Source organism: Asanoa hainanensis (genome assembly GCF_900188485.1).
GTDB lineage: Bacteria > Actinomycetota > Actinomycetes > Mycobacteriales > Micromonosporaceae > Asanoa > Asanoa hainanensis.
Genome location: NZ_FZPH01000009.1, coordinates 25,008 through 41,781 on the forward strand (window position 1 = coordinate 25,008; position 16,774 = coordinate 41,781).

Here is a 16,774-nt window from a genome sequence, read left to right on the forward strand (position 1 = left end):
GTCAGGCGGTACGTTTCGCGAGCCCGGACTGCAGCCGTTGCTGCGCCTGCTCGGTGATGACGGCGAAGACGATCACGGCGCCCTTGACCACCGACTGCCAGAAGGTGGAGACGCCGACGAGGACGAGGCCGTCGCTGAGGAAGCCGATGACGAAGGCGCCCATGACGGTGCCGATGATGGTGCCGCGACCGCCGGCCAGGGCCGTGCCGCCGAGCACGGCGGCGGCGATGGCGTTGAGCTCGTACGTGGTCGCGGTGTCCGGGTACGCCGCGCCGAGCTCCGAGGTGAGCAGCAGGCCCGCCAGCGCCGCGCAGGCACCCGAGATGACGTACACGGCGATCTTGACGCGGTTGACCCTGATGCCCGAGAGCACCGCCGCCCGCTCGTTGCCGCCGACCGCGTAGACCCGGCGGCCGAACGGCGTGCGCGTGGTGACGACGATCGCCGCGGCGGCCACCGCCGCCATGATCCAGACAGCGACCGGGATGCCGAGCAGGCTGTCGACGCCGATGACGTGGAAGCCCTGGTTGCCGCGCTCGGGCGTGCCCGCGAGGTCGGGGAACGTGCCGCCGTCGCTGCGCAGCTGCGCGACGCCGCGGGCGACGTAGAGCATGCCGAGCGTGGCGATGAACGGCGCCACCTTGAACCGGGTGACCAGCAGGCCGTTGACCGCGCCGACCAGGGCGCCGACCACGATGCCGATGAGGATGACCACGGCCACCGAGAAGAAGACGGTGCCGCCCGGTAGGGCCAGGCCGGTGAACAGCAACCCGCCGGAGACCATGCTGGCCAGGCCGGCGATCGAGCCCACCGACAGGTCGATGCCGCCGGTCAGGATCACGAACGTGACGCCGATGGCGAGGATCGCGTTGATGGCCACGTGCTTGGTCATCAGGATCAGGTTGCTCTGCGTCAGGTACTCGGGGGAGATCGCGCTGAAGAACGCGACCAGCACGACGAGGACCACCAGCGTGCGCCCGCGCAGCAGCAGGAGCGCGGCCTTCGCCAGGGCCTGGTTGCCCGGCGGCGCCTCGGCCGGCGCCGGTGCGGGCGGCGCGACTGTGGTGTCGGTCATGCCATGACTCCCTCGGACGCGGAGGCCGTGACCAGGGCCTCCTCGGTGACGTTCGCGGCGGTGAACTCGGCGGTGACGCGGCCGCGGGCCATCACCAGCACCCGGTCCGCCATGGCGATGACCTCGGCGAGCTCGGAGGAGATGAACAGGACGCCGAAGCCGGCGGCGGCGAGCTCGGCCATCAGGGTGGCGATCTGGCCCTTGGCGCCGACGTCGATGCCGCGGGTCGGCTCGTCGAGCAGCAGCACGACGGGCTCGGTCAGCAACGCCCGGGCGAGGACCACCTTCTGCTGGTTGCCGCCCGAGAGCGCGGTGACGGTGGCGGCCAGCCCCGGCATCTTGATCGCCAGCTCGGCGACCTTGGCCGCGGCGGTGCGTTGCTCGGCGCCGCCGCGCAGCAGTCCGGCCTTCGTCAGCCGGCCGATGGTGGCCAGCAGGATGTTGTCGCGCACCGACATGGTCTGCACCAGGCCGTCGCGCTGGCGGTCCTCGGGCACCAGCGCCAGCCCGGCTTTCAGGCGCGCCCGCACTGTCGCCTTGGGTTCGAGGGTGCCGCGGACACGGACCTCGCCGGTACTGGCCCGCCGCAGGCCCATCAGGCACTCGACGAGCTCGGTGCGCCCGGCGCCCATGAGGCCGTAAACGCCGACCACCTCGCCGGCCCGCACGGTCAGCGACACGTCGTCGACCAGCGCTCTCGTCGGTCCGGGCACCGTGAGGTTCCGGACGTCGAGCAGCACGTCGCCCGTCGGCGAGGTGTTGCGGGTGTAGAGCGTGTCGGGGTCGCGGCCCACCATCTGCCGGACGATCCAGCCGGTGTCGGTGCGGCTCATCGACTCGTGCGCGACCAACCCGCCGTCGCGGAACACCGTGACCCAGTCGCCGATGCGCCGGAACTCGTCGAGCTTGTGCGAGATGTAGATGACCGTGACGTCCTGCGCGCGCAGGTCACCCATCACGTCGAAGAGCACGTCCACCTCGTGGCTGGACAGTGCCGACGTCGGCTCGTCCATGATCAGCACGCGGACGTCCTCCAGCAGCGCCCGGCCGATCTCGACGAGCTGCTGCTGGCCGATCGGCAGGTCGCCGACGAGGGTGTCCGGGTCGAGGTCCTGGCCCAGCCTGCGCAGGACCTCTCGGGTGCGCCGGCGCTGCTCGCCGCCGTCGACGAACCGCCGCGCCCGGCGCAGCTCCCGCCCCGCGAAGATGTTCTCCGCGATCGACAGGTTGGGGAACAGGCTCAGCTCCTGGTGGATGATGCCGATGCCGCGCGCCATCGCGTCCCGGGGGCTGGCCAGCTTGACCGGCTCGCCGTCGAGCAGGATCTCGCCGGCGGTCGGCTGCTCCGAGCCGGACAGGATCTTCATCAGCGTCGACTTGCCGGCGCCGTTCTCACCGACCAGGACATTGACCTTCCCCCGGTACGCGGTGAAGGTGACGTCCTTGAGCGCCCGCACCCCGCCGTAGCTCTTGCTCACCCCGCGCGCGACCAGGACTTCATCGGAGGTCATGAGGCCACCGCGAGCTCGGTCGGCACCAGCAGGATCGACGGCGCTCCGGGCAGGGCGGCGAAGGCGCCGTAGAAGGTGACCTCCTTGCCGGTCACCGCGGCCAGGTCGAGCTTGGCGATCACCTCTGTCTTCACCTTGCTGTTGATCTCGTTCGCCACCTCGGCGTACTCGATTTGGTTGGTGAAGTCCCCGAACGCGATGAAGCCGACGCCGTCGCGGACCGCGGTGCCGGCGATGACCGGGCCGGTCGCGATCGTCAGCGTCAGCGGCTTGCCGCCGGGCCGCGCGACCTCCACGGTCATCGGCCCGGTGGGCACCGAGGTGTCGACCTTGGTGACCGTGCCGGTGCCCATGACCATGAAGGCGTACGGGCTGCCGCTGCCGGCCTGGTGTCCGTACTGCTTGCCGGCGGCGGCCGGGTCCTGCTCGAGCGCGGCGGCCACCGTCACGATGTCGACCGCCTTCTCGTGGACCGTCGGCACGATCCGGGCGGACCAGGCGTCGGCCACGTAGCTCTTCGCGTCGGCCGGCGCGGCCGTGGCGGCCGCGCCGTCACGTTCGTAGACGTAGATCCCGGGGACCTTGGCGCAGGCTGCCAGCGCCAGCGCGAGCACCAGCCCCGCGACGGCGGCGCAACGGCGAAGAGTTAGCATCTGAATATCCATTCATTGGCGATTGGCCATGCAGATACTGTGAACGCTGGATGTCGCGCTTGTCAACGGGTGACATCGCAGGCGCGGTCGAGCGGCTACGCTTCGTTGACCACATCAGGAGGCCCTCGTGAGCCCGAAGTTCGACGCGAACGCCGGCGTGGAGCCCTACGGCGTCGCCGACGAACACACCCGGCTACTGACCAAAGTGGCCCGGATGTATCACGAGCGCGGCCTGCGCCAGCCCCAGATCGCCGAGCAACTGCACATCTCCCAGCCGCGCGTCTCGCGCCTGCTCAAGCAGGCGGTGGCCCTGGGCATCGTCCGCACCGTGGTGATCACCCCGCGCGGCGTGCACGCGGAGCTCGAGGAGGCGGTCGAGCAGCGCTACGGCCTGACCGAGGTGGTCATCGCCGACACCGACGGCCAGACCGAGGAGTCCGCGGTCACCCAGGCGATCGCGTCCGCGGCGGCGGTTTATCTGGAGACCACGCTGATCCGCAACGACCGCGTCGGCATCTCGTCGTGGAGCGGCACCCTGCTGGCCACGGTCGACGCGATGCACCCGACCCCGAGCCTGTCGGCGGAACGCGTGGTGCAGATTCTCGGCGGTGTCGGCACCAGCGCGGCCCAGAGTGCGGCAACCCGACTGACCGGCGGCCTGGCCCGCAACACCCGTGCCGAGGCCGTCTACCTGGTGGCGCCGGGCCTGGTCGCCACGCCGGCGATGCGCGACGCCCTGGTCCACGAGCCGAGCATCGCGTCGGTGATCGAGGCCTGGCAGGACCTGACGGTCGCGCTGGTCGGCGTCGGCAGCCTGGCGCCGTCGAAGCTCCTGCGCCAGAGCGGCAACGCGATCGCCGCGGAGGAGGAGCAGCGCCTGCGCGAGGTCGGCGCGATCGGCGACGTCTGCATGCGCTTCTTCGACGAGCACGGCCAGCACGTCGCGTCCCCTTTGGACGATCGCGTGCTGGGCATCAGCGCCGAGACCCTCAAGAAGGTCCCGCGCCGCGTCGGGGTGGCCGGCGGAGAGCGTAAGTGGCGCGCGATCCGCGCGGCCCTCAGCGGCGGCTGGCTCAACGTCCTGATCACCGACCACGCCACCGCGCTGGACCTGGTCGCCGACTAGCTACGATCTTGGGATGGACAGCCTGGTTACGCCCCGGATCCTGCTGCGCCGGTGGCAGGACGACGACCTCGACGCCTTCGCCGCCGTTTGCGCCCAGCCCGAGGTGATGCGCTGGATCCGCGACGGCAGCGTGCTGGACAGGGAAACCACCGCCGAGCACCTGGCCGCGTTCCGGCGACACTGGGAGGAACACGGGTTCGGGCTCTACGCCCTCGTCGTGCGGCAGACCGGCGAGTTGGCCGGGTTCACGGGCCTGGCGGTTCCGACCTTCCTTCCGGAGATCATGCCGGCCGTCGAAATCGGGTGGCGGCTGGGCCGGCAGCACTGGGGACAGGGCCTGGCCACCGAGGCGGCCCGGGCCGTCGTCCGGCACGCCCGCGACGAAGTAGGCCTCAAACGCCTGGTCAGCATCCATCAGGTGGGCAACGACGCCTCGGCCAACGTGATGATCAAGATCGGCATGCACCTCGAACGCGAGACGATCGAGCCCAGGGGCGGGCGCCCGGTCCGGGTCTACGCCATGGACCTGGTCGACTAGGCGGGGTTGAAGAGCTTCCAGGACCCCTCGGAGACGACCTCCACGGTGCCGTCGCTCACCTTGATGGCCGTGTTGTCGTCGATCGCGTACGCCGGACCCGCGATGTCTTCCGCCCAGCCCTCGGCCGCGGCCATGGTGAACCACGGGGTGTCCGGTTGGTCCAGGTGCGGGAAGATCGAGAAGTCGACCATCCCGAGCATGCGGTCGTCGTCGGACGGCGATTCGACGAAATGCCGCCCGACCCGCGGGGTCAGCACCAGGCTCCCGGCGCTGGATCCCACCCACACCAACTCGGGCAATGACGGCAGCAGGTCCGCCAGCCCGGACTCCCGCATCCAGTGGCGCAGGAACAAGCTCTTGCCGCCGTTGACCAGCAGGACGTCGGCCTCCCGGACCCACTGCACCCACTGTTCCCGGTCGATGCTGGGCAGCACGCTGAGCTCCAGCACCCCGACGGACTTCCACCCCAGGCCGACCAGGCGCGCGTCGGACCGTCCGGTGACGAAGTTGAACGGCCCGGCCGGATCGTAGAAATAGCCCGCCGTCGGGATGCAGAGCGCGTTGGACTCGGCGATCGGTTTGCCCAGCAGGTCGACCAGCGCCGCCTCGATCGAAGGGTTGTTGACGCCGGAGGAGCAGAGCAAGAATCGCATGCGGCAACCTAACATCGGTTAGCCCTTGGTCGCGCCCGCCGTCAGGCCGCCGACGATCCAGCGTTGCAGGATGACGTACGCGACGAGGATCGGGACCACCGCGATCAGGATGCCGGCTGCCAGGCCCGTGTTGTTGTTGGCGAACTGGCCCTGGAAGTTGAGCAACCCGACCGGGATCGTCTTGCTGGCGTCCGAGTTGAGCACGATCAGGGCGAACAGGAACTCGTTCCACGTCGCCACCGCGTCCAGGATCGCCACCGTCACCAGGGCCGGCAGCGACAGAGGCAGGATCAGCGTGAAGAACACCCGCCACTCGCCGGCTCCGTCGATCTTCGCCGCCTCGATCAGCTCGTCGGGCACCTGCCAAAAGAACGACTGCAGGACCAGCACCGTGAACGGGATGCCGAACGCCAGGTACGGGCCGACGAGCCCGAGCAGGTTGTCCGTGAGCCCGAAGCCGCGCAGCATGATGAACACCGGCACGATGGTGATGTAGATCGGGATCGTCAGGCCGAGGAACACCGCGAACATCAGCGTGCGGCGGAAGCGGATCCGCAGCTTCGACAGCGCGTACGCCAACATCGCCGACAGCAGCACGCCGACCGGCACCTTGAGCGCCAGCAGGATCGCGCTGTTGCGGTACGTGGTGGCGAAGTTCCCGAAGGATGAGGCAGTGGCGATCGGCTCTGTCGGTCGTGTGAGGATTCCTCCGTGAGCGCATGGGTCTACAACGAGCGTCCGACGGACGTCAGGTTCCTGACCGACCGGATCACCGAGCCGGGCCGCAGCGAGATCGAGGACGAGATCTGGGACTGGGTCGTTCGCGGCGAGGATGACGGCAGCGACTTCGTCGACTACAAGGACGACGAGGAGGAGCGGCACGGCGCCACCGACGAGGAGCTTTCTTCCGCGTACGCGAAGGCGGTCGCCGCCCGGATCGAGCAGCAGCGTGGCTTCGGCGACGTGGCAAGCAACCTGAACCGGGCCTTCGAGGAGCTCAACGACCTCGGCATCCTGGCCCGCGAGAACTTCAGCTGCTGCGGCACCTGCGCCTCCGCGGAGATTCACGACGAGCGCGACGATTCCCGCCACTGGCACGGCTATCTGTGGTACCACCAGCAGGACACCGAGTCCCTGCTCGCCAGCGCGGACGGCGAGGTCTACCTCGGCTACGGCGTCTACCCGCCCGAGGACTTCGACGAAGCCGCGTACGAGGCCCTGTCGGAGGACGAGAAGCGCGCGGGCTACCAGGCCGACCTGGAGCGCGTGCTGGACGAGATCGCCTTCCCGGTTCTGCTCAAACATGGCATGCGGGTCGACTGGAACCGCAACCAGTCCAGGCGAATTCGCGTCACGGGCGCCCAATGGTACGCGACCCTGGAGGCAGACGACGACGAGACAGGGGAGACCGCATGACCGAGCAGCCGCCGGCCGCGATCAGCGCGCTCATCGACACGACGAACGCCGCTGACAGTGCGGCGTTCGTCGCCGCGTTCACCGACGACGCCTACGTCCGCGACGGCAGCCGGGAGTTCACCGGCCACGCGGGCGTCGCCGACTGGGACCGCACCGACAACATCGGCGTCGGCATGCACTTCGACCTGCTGGGGTGGAAAGCCAGCGGCGTCGACACCTACGTGGTCACGATCCGGGCGAAGAGCCGGCGTTTCAACGGCACCGGCGACCTGGTGCTCACCGTGCGCGAGGGGTTGATCGCGCGCCTGGAGATCGGCTGACGGCCACTTCAAATCAACCTGCCGTTCACGGTAAGGTCTCACGCCTCGGTAGCTAGATACAGGGGAGTGAGTCGTGGAACGCATTGCGCTCGCAGAGGTGCGGGAGCGCACGTACAAGAAGCGGGACTCGTGGTGGACGGTCCTGCTCGTCGACCCGCTGGCCAGCCGGCTGACCCGCTGGATCGCGCCCTACCGCTGGTTCACCCCCAACCGGATCACGCTGCTCGGCTTCCTGGTCGGCTTGACCGCCGCCGCGTTCTTCGCCCTCGGCGGCGTCCGGGAGAACAACTGGTGGCTGGTCGCGGGCGCGCTGGCGTACCACGTCAGCTTCGTCATCGACTGCATCGACGGCAAGATCGCGCGCCTCAACGGCACGGGTTCGGTGTTCGGCGCGTGGCTGGACTACGTCTTCGACCGCCTGCGGATCGTGGCCTGCACGATCGGCCTGATGGGCGGGCAGTACGCGGCCACGAAGAGCATCGTCTACCTGGTCCTCGGCGGCGTCGTGGTCTTCCTCGACATGTTCCGCTACCTCAACGCCCTGGAGAACGCCAAGGTCAACCGGGAGCTGAAGACCCAGCTCGTGGAGGCCGGCCTCGCGGCCAAGCACCTGCCGACCGGCCCGGAGGCCGAGACCGACGGCAACCCCGACCGCGTGTCGATGCTCGCCATGGTCGACAGCTCGACGGTCGGGTTGGGCCTGTTCCACCGGATGCGGGTTGCCCTGCGCCGCAGCCGCATCCGGCCGCACCTGGTCGGCGGCATCGAGTTCCAGATGGCCGTCTTCATCATCGCGCCGCTCGTGGGCGCGATCGTGCCGGTCACCGTCGTCGCCGGCGCCCTGATGGTGCTGTTCGAGCTGGCCCTGATCTACATGCTCTACCAGGGCACGACCGCGGTGGCCCGCCAGCTGGCCGCCGCCGGCAACGGCGCGATCCCGGCCCAGCGCACCCCCGAGGCGGAACCGGTCGCCGCGCGAAGCTGACAACGATCGTTGGTCTGGTGACACGCCGCCACCCGACCAGGGAGTCCACTAATGCCGCACGCCGGTGCCCAGCGCGCGATCCTGGCGTTGCTCGCGTTCGCGATGCTGATCGTCTCGCTCGACCAGTACATCGTGGTCGTGGCGCTGCCCGAGATCGGGCGGGCGCTGGGTTACTCGGCACAGACCCTGCAAGCGGTGATCAGCGCGTACGCGGTGGCGTCGGCGGGCTTCCTGCTGCTCGGCGGCCGGGCATCGGATCTGCTCGGCCGCCGGCGGGTGCTGGTCACGGGACTCGTCCTCTACGGCGCCGGCTCGTTGGTCGGTGGGCTGGCGACCGGGCCGGGCCTGCTGCTGGTCGGCCGCGCGGTGCAGGGTCTCGGCGGAGCGCTGGTCTTCCCGGCGACCCTCGCACTGATCAACACGACCTTTCCCGAAGGCCCGCGACGTAACCGCGCCGTCGCCGTCTGGGGCGGCACCGGCGCCGCCGGCCTCGTCGTCGGCGTGCTCCTGGGCGGTCTGCTCACCCAGGCGTTCGGCTGGGAGGCGGTCTTCTATGTCAACGTCCCGCTCGCGGCGCTCGCGCTGATCCTGACGTTCGTGCTCGTCCCCGCCGACGGCGAGCGCGAGCACGGGCGCAGGTTCGACCTGCCGGGTGCGCTGACCGCCGCGCTCGGCATCACCCTGCTCGTCTTCGCCCTCGTGCAGGGGCCCAACCTCGGCTGGGTCTCGCCCGGCGTCATCGCGAGCGCGGTCGGTGCCGTGCTGGCCCTGACCGTGTTCGTGCTGCTCGAGCGCCGCGGCAGCGACCCGCTCGTGCCGCCGCGGTTGCTGGCCAACCGCAACCTCGTCACGGCGGCGGCGATGGCCTTCATGTTCTGGGCGACGTTCGGCTCGGTGCTCTACTTCCTGACCCTCTATTTCCAGGAGGTACGCGGGTACGACGCACTGGGCACCGGCGTCGCCTTCCTGGTCCCGACCGCCGTGGTGGTCGCCGGCTCGACGTTCGCCGGGCGGGTCGCGACCCGGTGGGGGCTGCGGCCCACGCTGGTCGTCGCGCTGGCGGTCGGCACCGTCGGTGCGGTCGCCCTGGGCCTGGCCATGTCGTCCGACGCGGCGTACCCCATCTTGATCCCGGGTCTGGTGCTGACCAGCGTCGGCGACGGGATCGCCTTCACGATGATCTTCATCGCGGCCGGCACCGGGGTCGCCGACCGGGAGCAGGGCGTTGCCTCCGGTATCGCCTCGACCAGCACGTCGATCGGCGCCGCGGTCGGCCTCGCGCTGCTGGTGCTGGTGGCCGCCGCCGGCACCGAAGGGCTCGCGGGTGAGTCGCTGCGCCTGGAGACCGCCGCCGGTCTGCGCACGGCGGTGTTCGCGATCGCGGGTGGGATCGGGGTCACCGGGCTGCTCGCGCTGAACCTTCGCCCCGATCCCCGTACCCGCGCGGAGGCTCCCTGCCCGCGCGGGGTGACCGTCAGAGCGGAGCCGGGGTGATGTTGAGGCTCGGCCGGAACAGGTTGTCCGGGTCGTAGGCGTGCTTGACCCGGACCAGTCGGGTGTAGGTCTCCGGGTCGTACGCCCGGCGTGCCCCGTCCGGTGTCGCGTCGTAGGTGCGCATGAAGTTGGCCATCGCGCGTCCCGTGGCCCACGGCGACAGGGCGTCGAGGAGGCCGGTCAGCGGCCGGTGGAGCTGTTCCTCGGCGCCCGGGTCGGCGGCCGCGCCGGCCAGGAACTGGAAGCCGGCGTCCCGACTGCCGACGGCGTTGGCCACCGCGGGCTCCCGGCCCAGCGCGCCGCCGAGCTGGCGGACCTCGACGACCAGCGCCGGCGTGTCCGCGTCGGGCCCGGCCGCGGCGATCAGCGCCTCGGCCGTCTCCGCCGGGAAATCGCGCAGCAGCGCCGTGGCCTCGTAGCCGGGCAGTGGGTCGACCGGATCCGCGTGGATCGCGGGGATGCCGGTGAACGGCATCTCGGCCACCGTGTCGACCAGGGTGGGTGCCGTCGCGCTCGGGACACCGTCGCCCAGGTGCGCGGCGGCCTGCGAGGGACGGTCCGGATGGGCTGTCCCGCGTTGATCGGCGCGCGGTTGGGCACGCAGGGGCTGCCGCACGTCGACCTGCCGGCGATCCTGGGCCGGTTCCACGAGAGCCATCCGCAGGTGGTCATCCGGCTGCGGGGCGCGACGGGCGGGTCGACGGCGCAACTGGTCGAGGTGGTGGGTGGCGGCCTCGACCTCGCCCTGGTCGGCACGATCGAGCGGCCGGCCGGCATCCGCCTGTTCCCGCTCGGGTCGGTCAGGTGCTGCCTGGTCTGCTCAGGCCACAACCCACTGGCCGGCGCCACGTCGGTCACCCTCGCCGACCTGGCGCACGAGACGTTCGTCGACTTCCCCGTGGGCTGGGGCATCCGCACGTTGGTCGACCGCGCGTTCGCCCTGGCGGGCGTCGTCCGCGACGTCCCGTTCGAGGCGGCCGACCAGGCGAGTGCGCTGGCGTTGGTCCGCAACAACCTGGGCGTCGCGTTCCTGCCCCGGGAGGGGAGCGAGACTCCGGAGACCGCCGTGGTCGACGTGACCGGCGTGGACCTGGACCTGTCGGTCGCGCTCGCCACCCCGGCCGACAGGTCGCCGTCACCGGTGACAGCGGCGCTCGTCCACGCGATCCTGGCCGCGGCGGGCGACGCGACTGCGACCTAGGCGGGCGGGTTGCCTTGGGCTAGGCGGCGGCGAGTGCCGGGGCCGGGGCGGTGGCGGCCGGCTTGGGCAGGCCGATCCGGAACGAGACGTCCGGCATGCGGCGCAGCGCCCGGATGCCCCAGCCGGCGCAGACGACGACCATCACCGCGGTGAGGATGCCGCTGAACACGCCGCGGGACAGGACGGCCGCGTCCAGGCCCAGGTGCAGGAAGCCCAGGCTCATGCCGGCGTCGACGAGCCGGCCGATGCCCCACAGGGCGGCGGTCTGCACGAAGACCTTGTGCAGGCCCGGGTGGTGGCGCAGGTGCGCCGGCAGCGCGACGAAGTCGCGGGCCAGTCTCTTGGTGATCGGTCTGCCGAGCAGTGCGCTGCCGAGGAACAGGGCGGCCATGAAGACCGAGGCGATCACCGGTTGTACGAAGTAGACCAGCGCGCTGGACAGCGCCAGCGCGACGCTGGCCCGGGCGATCATGGCGCCGGAGCAGACCAGCAGCGTGCCCGGCAGGTGGCGGCCGGAGACCCAGCGGATGGTCACGGTGATCACGGACCACCCGATCACCGCCAGCAGCGCGGGCAGCAGGCCCGCGGTGTGCAGCAGGATGTACAGGAGGCCGGTCGGAACGAGCACCGTCTCGGCGAAGAGGCGGGCGGCGCGCACCAGGGCTGGCTTGATCGCGCCAAGTTCGATGACGTGAGGACCTGCGTCGATGCTGATGGTGTGACTCCCGAGGGGATTCAGCGGACCGAGTTACACACCGTAGCGGGCCTACCTGAGTACGCATCCCCAGGAAAGCCGCGAATCCCTCGCGCATCGCGCTTACACCGATATATCCGGACAAAGCTTGTGGGGTCGTTCAGCCCTTAAGGACCGAATCGAGAAGGTTGACGAGCCTGGCCGCGTGTCCACCGTCACCGTCGAGGTCCGGACGGAAGTCGGCGACGCTCACTCCTAGCAATCTGTCCGACACTGCGAGTGGCGCCAGGGCAGCGGCGAGCTGATCGAAATCCGGGCCGCCGGCCTGCGGATAGGTCACCGCGGGCAGAACCGCCTGGTCGAGCACGTCCAGGTCGATGTGCAGCCACATCGATAGCCCGAGCCCCTCGCCCCACGCGGCGGCGGCGCGACCGGCTCCGGCCGGGTCCCGGAGCACGGCGGGCGCGTCGACGGCGAACACGTCGCCGGGCACGCGGGCCAGCTCCGCCGCCGACTCCGGATCGAGGTCCGCGGTCCGGTGCCCGATCAACGCGACGTGCCGGGCCGCGACCATCGGCACCGTTCCGCCGAGGCCGACGAGATCCGGGGGACCGTCCCCGGTCAGCACGGCGAGGTCGAGGTCGGCGGTCTCGCCGGTGTCCGAGCTGCTCCCGTCGGCGAAGTCGGGGTGGCCGTCGACGTACCAGAGCCCGACCTCGCCCACGGCCGCGCGCAGGTGGGCGAAGGCGCCGAGCAGGAGAGTGCAGTCACCGCCGACCACCAGGGGCCGCAGGCCCGGATGATCGCGCAGGCCGGCCGCCAACGACGACGCCAGGGCACGCGCCGCCGCGACGGTGTCGCCCAACGCGCGTACCCCCGTGACCGGGTCACGGTCTTCGGTCGAGATGTGGGTGGCCGCGTCACCGAGGTCGACGTCGACCAGCTCGGCCAGGCCGGCGACCCGCAGTGCGGACGGCGCCGCGGCCTCTCCTCGGCCCGTCCCGGAACAGTCCCAGGGCGCGCCGAGGAGAAACCAGCCACTCATGGCCCGAGCGTACGGGTCAGGCCGCGCGCTTGACCTCGGTCGCGGGGTTGCCGTCGATGGCCGTGGCCATCTGGGGCACCAGGTTGTCGAGCAGGTACGGCAGCGACAGCGGGGTGACGAACGACGTGGCGGCGCCCAGGGTCTCGTTGTTCTCCAGGAACACGTCGCGCGCTTCCTTCTTGACGCGCAGCGGCGCGTACAACGGGTTCGCCTGGACGCTCGCCTTGTCCTTCGCGTAGTCGTCGATCAGCCAGACGAGCACGTCGGTGTCGACCAGGTTGGTCTTCTCGGGGCTGAGCGTGACGCCGAACTCGGTGCCGGTCAGCGCGTCCAGGCCGTCGGGCAGCTTGAAGCCGAGGTCCGTGAGGAAGCGGCCGCGGGCGTCCTGCGACCCGTACACGTAGATGCCCTGGTAGTAGGTGACCACCGCGGCGACCTTGCCGGCGAACTCGGGGTGCGCCTGGCGGGCGGCCGCGAACTGTCCTTCGACGTCGGAGACGAGCTTCTCCGCCTCGGCCTTCTTGCCGACCGCGGTGCCGACGATGCGGGTGACGTCCTGCCAGCTCACGCCGTAGTCGATGACACCCTTGGGCTGCGCGATCGTGGGGACCCGCGCCGACAGCTTGTCGTACTCCTCCTTGGTCATGCCGGAGTAGGAGCCGAGGACGAGGTCGGGGTTGAGGGCGAGCACCTTCTCGATCTCGATGCCGTCGGTCGGCTTGAGGACCTGGGGCACCGGGTTGCTGCCGAGCTTCTCCTTGGCCCATGGCCAGAGCGCGCCCGGATGCTCGCCCCACCACTCGGTGGTCGCGATCGGCGTGACGCCGAGGGCCAGCAGCGCGTCCTGTTCGACGAGGCCGACGACGACGATGCGCTTGGACTCGGCGGGCACGGTGGTCGTGCCGTACTTGTGCTCGATGACGGCCGGGAACGCCGCCCCACTCGCGGCGCCTGGTGCGGCGGCCTCTGGGGTCTTCTCCCCGCAGGCGGCCAGGCTGGATGCGAGCACGAGAACGCTGGCCACGGCCGCGATATGACGACCTAGACGCATGGGATTCCTTCCGGTGGAGCTTCGCTGGACTCGACCGGGAGCATAGGTTAGCCTGCCCTAACTGTCTACGAGGGAGGCGGGATTGCTGACAGCGGTCTCTCCGGCGCCAACGGAGACCGCACCGCCCCCGCGGTCGGCTCCCCGCCGGCGCGCAACCGTCGGTGTCGCGGCCGCGGCCGGCCTGCTGCTCGCGGCCGTCGTGCTCAGTGTCGCCGTCGGCACGCGCTGGATCGACCCGGCCACGGTCTGGCACGTGCTGTGGCATCCCGACGGCTCGCAGGAGTCCGCCATCGTGCACGACGTGCGGATACCGCGGACGCTGCTGGCGGTGGCCGTCGGTGCCGCGCTCGGCCTGGCCGGCGCGGTGATGCAGGCACTGACCCGCAACCCGCTCGCCGAACCGGGCCTGCTCGGCGTCAACACCGGCGCCGCCACCGGGGTCGTCGTCGCGATCGCGTTCGTCGGCACCAACAGCCTCGGCGGGTACGTGTGGTTCGCGTTCGCCGGTGCCGGCCTGCTCTCGGTCGCGGTCTTCGTGCTCGGCGGTGCGGGCCGCGTGCCGACACCGGACCGGCTCGTGCTGGCCGGGGTCGCCGTCGACGCGGTGCTGTCCATGCTGATCTGGACCGTGCTGATGACCCGCCCCGACTCGTTCCTGCGCTACCGGCACTGGGACGTCGGCTCGCTGACCGACCGCGGCTACGACGTGCTCGGCCAGGTCGCCCCGTTCCTCGTGCTCGGCATCGCCGCGGCGCTCCTGCTGGGCCGCGGTCTCAACGCACTCGCGCTCGGCGACGACGCGGCCAAGGCGGTCGGCGCCAGGCCCGGCCGGATTCGCCTGGCCGGCATGGTCGTCGTCACGCTGCTCTGCGGCGCCGTGACCGCCGCCGTCGGGCCGATCGCCTTCCTGGGCCTGGCCGTGCCGTTCGCCGCCCGCCTGCTCGTCGGCGCCGACAACCGCGCCATCCTGGCGATGTCGATGCTGATCGGCCCCGGCATCTTCGTGATCGCCGACGTCCTCGGCCGGGTCGTCGTGGCCCCGTCCGAGCTTCAGGTCGGCATCGTCACCGCCGTCATCGGCGGCCCAGTGTTCATCGCGCTGTGCCGCCGGCGCCGGGTGGGTGTGCTGTGAACGCCCATCTGGTGCTGCGGATCGGTCCGTGGTCGCTGCGGCTGCGCCCGCGCACCGTCGTCGTCAGCTCCTTGCTGGTGGCCGCGGCGCTGGCCCTGGCCGTCGTCAACCTGTCCACAGGGGACTTCCCGGTGCCCTTCCCCGACGTGCTGCGCTCGCTGTTCGGCAGTGCTTCGGACGGGACCGCCTACGTCGTACGGGAGCTTCGCCTGCCCCGGGTCGCGGTCGCCATGCTGGTCGGCGCCGCCCTCGGCATCAGCGGCGCCATCTTCCAGAGCCTGACCCGCAACCCGCTCGGCAGCCCCGACTTCATCGGCCTGACCGTCGGCGCGGCCACCGGCGCGCTGGTCGTCATGTTGCTGCTCGGCGGCAGCGGGCTCTCCGTCGCCGCCGGCGCGCTGATCGGCTGCCTGATCACGTTCGGCGTGATCTACCTGCTGGCCTTCCGGCGCGGCGCCCAACCGGTGCGGCTGGTGCTGATGGGCATCGGCGTCTCGACGATGCTCGCCGCGTTCGACACGCTGCTGATCGTCCGGGCCAAGCTCGAGGAGGCCATGGAGGCCCAGCGCTGGCTCATCGGCAGCGTCAACACCAGCACCATGGTCGAGGTGGCGCTGATCGGCGGCGCCCTGCTGGTGCTGCTGCCGCCGCTGGTCCGTTACGGCCGCGAGCTCGAGATGCTCAGCCTCGGCGACGAGGCGGCCATCGCGCACGGCATCCGCGCCGAACGGTCCCGGCTCGTGCTCGCGGTTATCAGCGTCACCCTCGCGGCGGTCGCCACCGCCGTGGCCGGCCCGATCGCGTTCGTGGCGCTGGCCGCACCGCAGCTCGCGAGCCGGCTGACCCGCGCACCGGGCGCCAACATCGGTGCCGCGGCGGCGATGGGCGCGTTCCTGCTGACCGCCAGCGACTGGATCGGCCGGCGGGTGCTGCCGCTGGACCTGCCGGTCGGCGTGGTCACCGCCGCGCTCGGCGGCCTGTATCTGACCTGGTTGCTCGCCGGCGAGTGGCGGCGGGGACGGCAGCTGCTATGACCTCGGAGAGCACAATGGACAACCGGCTGGGCGCGCGCGAGCTGACTCTGGCGTACGACGGCGCACCCGTCGTCGACGACCTGCACCTCGACATCGCCGACGGTTCGTTCACGGTGATCGTTGGCCCCAACGCGTGCGGGAAGTCGACGCTGCTGAAGGCCCTCGCGCGGGTGCTCAAGCCGCGCTCGGGCTCCGTGCTGCTGGACGGGGCGGCGATCGCCTCGTACCCGACCCGCGAAGTGGCGCGGCGGCTCGGCCTGCTGCCGCAGTCACCGCTGGTGCCGCCGGGCATCGTGGTCGAGGACCTGGTGGCCCGGGGCCGGTTCGCGCACCAGCGGCTGCTGCGGCAGTGGTCGACCGAGGACGCCGCGGCGGTCGCGGACGCGATGCGCCTGACCCAGGTCACCGACCTCGCGTCGCGCTACGTCGACGAGCTCTCCGGCGGCCAGCGCCAACGCGTCTGGCTGGCGATGGTGCTCGCGCAGCAGACCTCGATCATGCTGCTGGACGAGCCGACCACGTTCCTGGACCTCGCGCACCAGATCGACGTGCTGGACATCTGCGCCGAGTTGCACGAGGGCGGCCGCACGATCGTCGCGGTGCTGCACGACCTCAACCAGGCCTGCCGGTACGCGACGAACCTGGTCGTGATGCGCGGGGGAGTCGTGGTGGCGCAGGGCCCGCCGGCGGACGTGATGACCGCCGACCTCGTCAACGACGTGTTCGGCGTGCCCTGCCTGGTGATTCCCGATCCCGCGACCGGCACGCCGCTGGTCGTGCCGGTTGACCGCTCCCGACGGGCGCTATTGCCGCAGTGACCGAACGGTCACTAAGGTGCGAGGGCGC

The 16,774-nt window shown here is 71.0% G+C and carries 19 protein-coding genes; 10 read left to right on the forward strand and 9 right to left on the reverse strand.

What is annotated here, in order from left to right:
* Nucleotide 1: 1 nt before the first annotated feature.
* From CHC05_RS21735 to CHC05_RS21745, 3 genes are read right to left on the reverse strand one after another with little or no spacing between them, the layout of a single operon-like run.
* Nucleotides 2–1,075 carry an ABC transporter permease gene (locus tag CHC05_RS21735; RefSeq protein ID WP_089251734.1) on the reverse strand — a complete coding sequence of 358 codons (1,074 nt, stop codon included), beginning with the start codon at nt 1,073–1,075 and terminating at the stop codon, nt 2–4.
* Entirely contained in the window at nt 1,072–2,586 is a 1,515-nt protein-coding gene (locus tag CHC05_RS21740; protein WP_089251736.1) for a sugar ABC transporter ATP-binding protein, read from the reverse strand. Before CHC05_RS21740 ends, CHC05_RS21735 begins: the two co-directional genes overlap by 4 nt.
* On the reverse strand, nt 2,583–3,239 hold the full coding sequence (locus CHC05_RS21745) for a DUF2291 family protein (protein ID WP_179266311.1): 657 nt from the start codon (nt 3,237–3,239) through the stop codon (nt 2,583–2,585). Before CHC05_RS21745 ends, CHC05_RS21740 begins: the two co-directional genes overlap by 4 nt.
* 127 nt (nt 3,240–3,366) lie before the next feature.
* Between CHC05_RS21745 and CHC05_RS21750 the strand changes: the two genes are divergently transcribed.
* Both CHC05_RS21750 and CHC05_RS21755 read left to right on the forward strand, forming a co-directional pair.
* Nucleotides 3,367–4,365 (forward strand): sugar-binding transcriptional regulator, encoded by a 999-nt coding sequence (locus CHC05_RS21750; RefSeq protein ID WP_245871138.1) that lies wholly within the window; start codon nt 3,367–3,369, stop codon nt 4,363–4,365.
* Between the two features lie 13 nt (nt 4,366–4,378).
* Nucleotides 4,379–4,903, forward strand: a complete 525-nt coding sequence (locus CHC05_RS21755; protein WP_089251740.1) for a GNAT family N-acetyltransferase — start codon at nt 4,379–4,381, stop codon at nt 4,901–4,903.
* On the opposite strand, the gene CHC05_RS21760 is transcribed toward CHC05_RS21755, so the two are convergent.
* On the reverse strand, nt 4,900–5,556 hold the full coding sequence (locus CHC05_RS21760) for a Type 1 glutamine amidotransferase-like domain-containing protein (protein ID WP_089251742.1): 657 nt from the start codon (nt 5,554–5,556) through the stop codon (nt 4,900–4,902). The genes CHC05_RS21755 and CHC05_RS21760 overlap by 4 nt on opposite strands.
* 18 nt (nt 5,557–5,574) lie before the next feature.
* Nucleotides 5,575–6,153 (reverse strand): carbohydrate ABC transporter permease, encoded by a 579-nt coding sequence (locus CHC05_RS42580; protein ID WP_245871139.1) that lies wholly within the window; start codon nt 6,151–6,153, stop codon nt 5,575–5,577.
* Nucleotides 6,154–6,267: 114 nt separating this feature from the next.
* Between CHC05_RS42580 and CHC05_RS42585 the strand changes: the two genes are divergently transcribed.
* From CHC05_RS42585 to CHC05_RS21780, 4 genes are all read left to right on the forward strand, one after another.
* Complete coding sequence (locus tag CHC05_RS42585; RefSeq protein ID WP_144022706.1) at nt 6,268–6,972, forward strand: DUF6891 domain-containing protein; 705 nt, start codon at nt 6,268–6,270, stop codon at nt 6,970–6,972.
* Nucleotides 6,969–7,292, forward strand: coding sequence for a hypothetical protein (locus CHC05_RS21770; protein WP_089251746.1), 324 nt, complete (start codon nt 6,969–6,971; stop codon nt 7,290–7,292). The genes CHC05_RS42585 and CHC05_RS21770 overlap by 4 nt, the downstream gene beginning before the upstream one ends.
* A gap of 73 nt (nt 7,293–7,365) precedes the next feature.
* A complete protein-coding gene (locus CHC05_RS21775) occupies nt 7,366–8,277 on the forward strand; it encodes a CDP-alcohol phosphatidyltransferase family protein (protein ID WP_089251748.1) in 912 nt (303 codons plus the stop codon).
* 51 nt (nt 8,278–8,328) lie between these two features.
* Nucleotides 8,329–9,771, forward strand: coding sequence for an MFS transporter (locus tag CHC05_RS21780; protein ID WP_089251750.1), 1,443 nt, complete (start codon nt 8,329–8,331; stop codon nt 9,769–9,771).
* Here CHC05_RS21780 and CHC05_RS21785 read toward each other — a convergent pair.
* Complete coding sequence (locus CHC05_RS21785) at nt 9,752–10,246, reverse strand: BBE domain-containing protein (protein ID WP_144022707.1); 495 nt, start codon at nt 10,244–10,246, stop codon at nt 9,752–9,754. The two genes, CHC05_RS21780 and CHC05_RS21785, sit on opposite strands and share 20 nt — an antisense overlap.
* Before the next feature lie 57 nt (nt 10,247–10,303).
* On the opposite strand from CHC05_RS21785, the gene CHC05_RS21790 reads away from it, so the two are divergent.
* Nucleotides 10,304–10,972 carry a LysR substrate-binding domain-containing protein gene (locus CHC05_RS21790; protein WP_144022708.1) on the forward strand — a complete coding sequence of 223 codons (669 nt, stop codon included), beginning with the start codon at nt 10,304–10,306 and terminating at the stop codon, nt 10,970–10,972.
* Between the two features lie 19 nt (nt 10,973–10,991).
* Here CHC05_RS21790 and CHC05_RS21795 read toward each other — a convergent pair whose 3' ends face one another.
* The 3 genes from CHC05_RS21795 to CHC05_RS21805 form a co-directional block, all read right to left on the reverse strand.
* Entirely contained in the window at nt 10,992–11,630 is a 639-nt protein-coding gene (locus CHC05_RS21795) for a DUF3159 domain-containing protein (protein WP_245871140.1), read from the reverse strand.
* Nucleotides 11,631–11,826: 196 nt separating this feature from the next.
* Nucleotides 11,827–12,711: an arginase family protein gene (locus CHC05_RS21800; RefSeq protein ID WP_089251758.1), complete on the reverse strand. Its 885-nt coding sequence runs from the start codon at nt 12,709–12,711 to the stop codon at nt 11,827–11,829.
* A gap of 16 nt (nt 12,712–12,727) precedes the next feature.
* Nucleotides 12,728–13,735, reverse strand: a complete 1,008-nt coding sequence (locus tag CHC05_RS21805) for an iron-siderophore ABC transporter substrate-binding protein (protein WP_245871141.1) — start codon at nt 13,733–13,735, stop codon at nt 12,728–12,730.
* A gap of 109 nt (nt 13,736–13,844) precedes the next feature.
* Here CHC05_RS21805 and CHC05_RS21810 point away from each other — a divergent pair, with 109 nt between their 5' ends.
* The 3 genes from CHC05_RS21810 to CHC05_RS21820 are packed head-to-tail and all read left to right on the forward strand — an operon-like array spanning nt 13,845 to nt 16,746.
* Entirely contained in the window at nt 13,845–14,894 is a 1,050-nt protein-coding gene (locus CHC05_RS21810) for a FecCD family ABC transporter permease (RefSeq protein ID WP_089251762.1), read from the forward strand.
* Nucleotides 14,891–15,928, forward strand: a complete 1,038-nt coding sequence (locus CHC05_RS21815; protein WP_089251764.1) for a FecCD family ABC transporter permease — start codon at nt 14,891–14,893, stop codon at nt 15,926–15,928. The genes CHC05_RS21810 and CHC05_RS21815 overlap by 4 nt, the downstream gene beginning before the upstream one ends.
* Nucleotides 15,925–16,746, forward strand: coding sequence for an ABC transporter ATP-binding protein (locus CHC05_RS21820; RefSeq protein WP_089251766.1), 822 nt, complete (start codon nt 15,925–15,927; stop codon nt 16,744–16,746). Before CHC05_RS21815 ends, CHC05_RS21820 begins: the two co-directional genes overlap by 4 nt.
* Nucleotides 16,747–16,774 lie beyond the last annotated feature (28 nt).

Coding starts and splice junctions, on each gene's coding strand:
- CHC05_RS21770 (WP_089251746.1), top strand. CDS start 6,969: ATGACCGAGCAGCCGCCGGCCGCGATCAGCGCGCTCATCGACACGACG.
- CHC05_RS21740 (WP_089251736.1), bottom strand. CDS start 2,586: ATGACCTCCGATGAAGTCCTGGTCGCGCGCGGGGTGAGCAAGAGCTAC.
- CHC05_RS21820 (WP_089251766.1), top strand. CDS start 15,925: ATGACCTCGGAGAGCACAATGGACAACCGGCTGGGCGCGCGCGAGCTG.
- CHC05_RS21780 (WP_089251750.1), top strand. CDS start 8,329: ATGCCGCACGCCGGTGCCCAGCGCGCGATCCTGGCGTTGCTCGCGTTC.
- CHC05_RS21800 (WP_089251758.1), bottom strand. CDS start 12,711: ATGAGTGGCTGGTTTCTCCTCGGCGCGCCCTGGGACTGTTCCGGGACG.
- CHC05_RS21785 (WP_144022707.1), bottom strand. CDS start 10,246: ATGCCGTTCACCGGCATCCCCGCGATCCACGCGGATCCGGTCGACCCA.
- CHC05_RS21735 (WP_089251734.1), bottom strand. CDS start 1,075: ATGACCGACACCACAGTCGCGCCGCCCGCACCGGCGCCGGCCGAGGCG.
- CHC05_RS21760 (WP_089251742.1), bottom strand. CDS start 5,556: ATGCGATTCTTGCTCTGCTCCTCCGGCGTCAACAACCCTTCGATCGAG.
- CHC05_RS21755 (WP_089251740.1), top strand. CDS start 4,379: ATGGACAGCCTGGTTACGCCCCGGATCCTGCTGCGCCGGTGGCAGGAC.
- CHC05_RS21745 (WP_179266311.1), bottom strand. CDS start 3,239: ATGCTAACTCTTCGCCGTTGCGCCGCCGTCGCGGGGCTGGTGCTCGCG.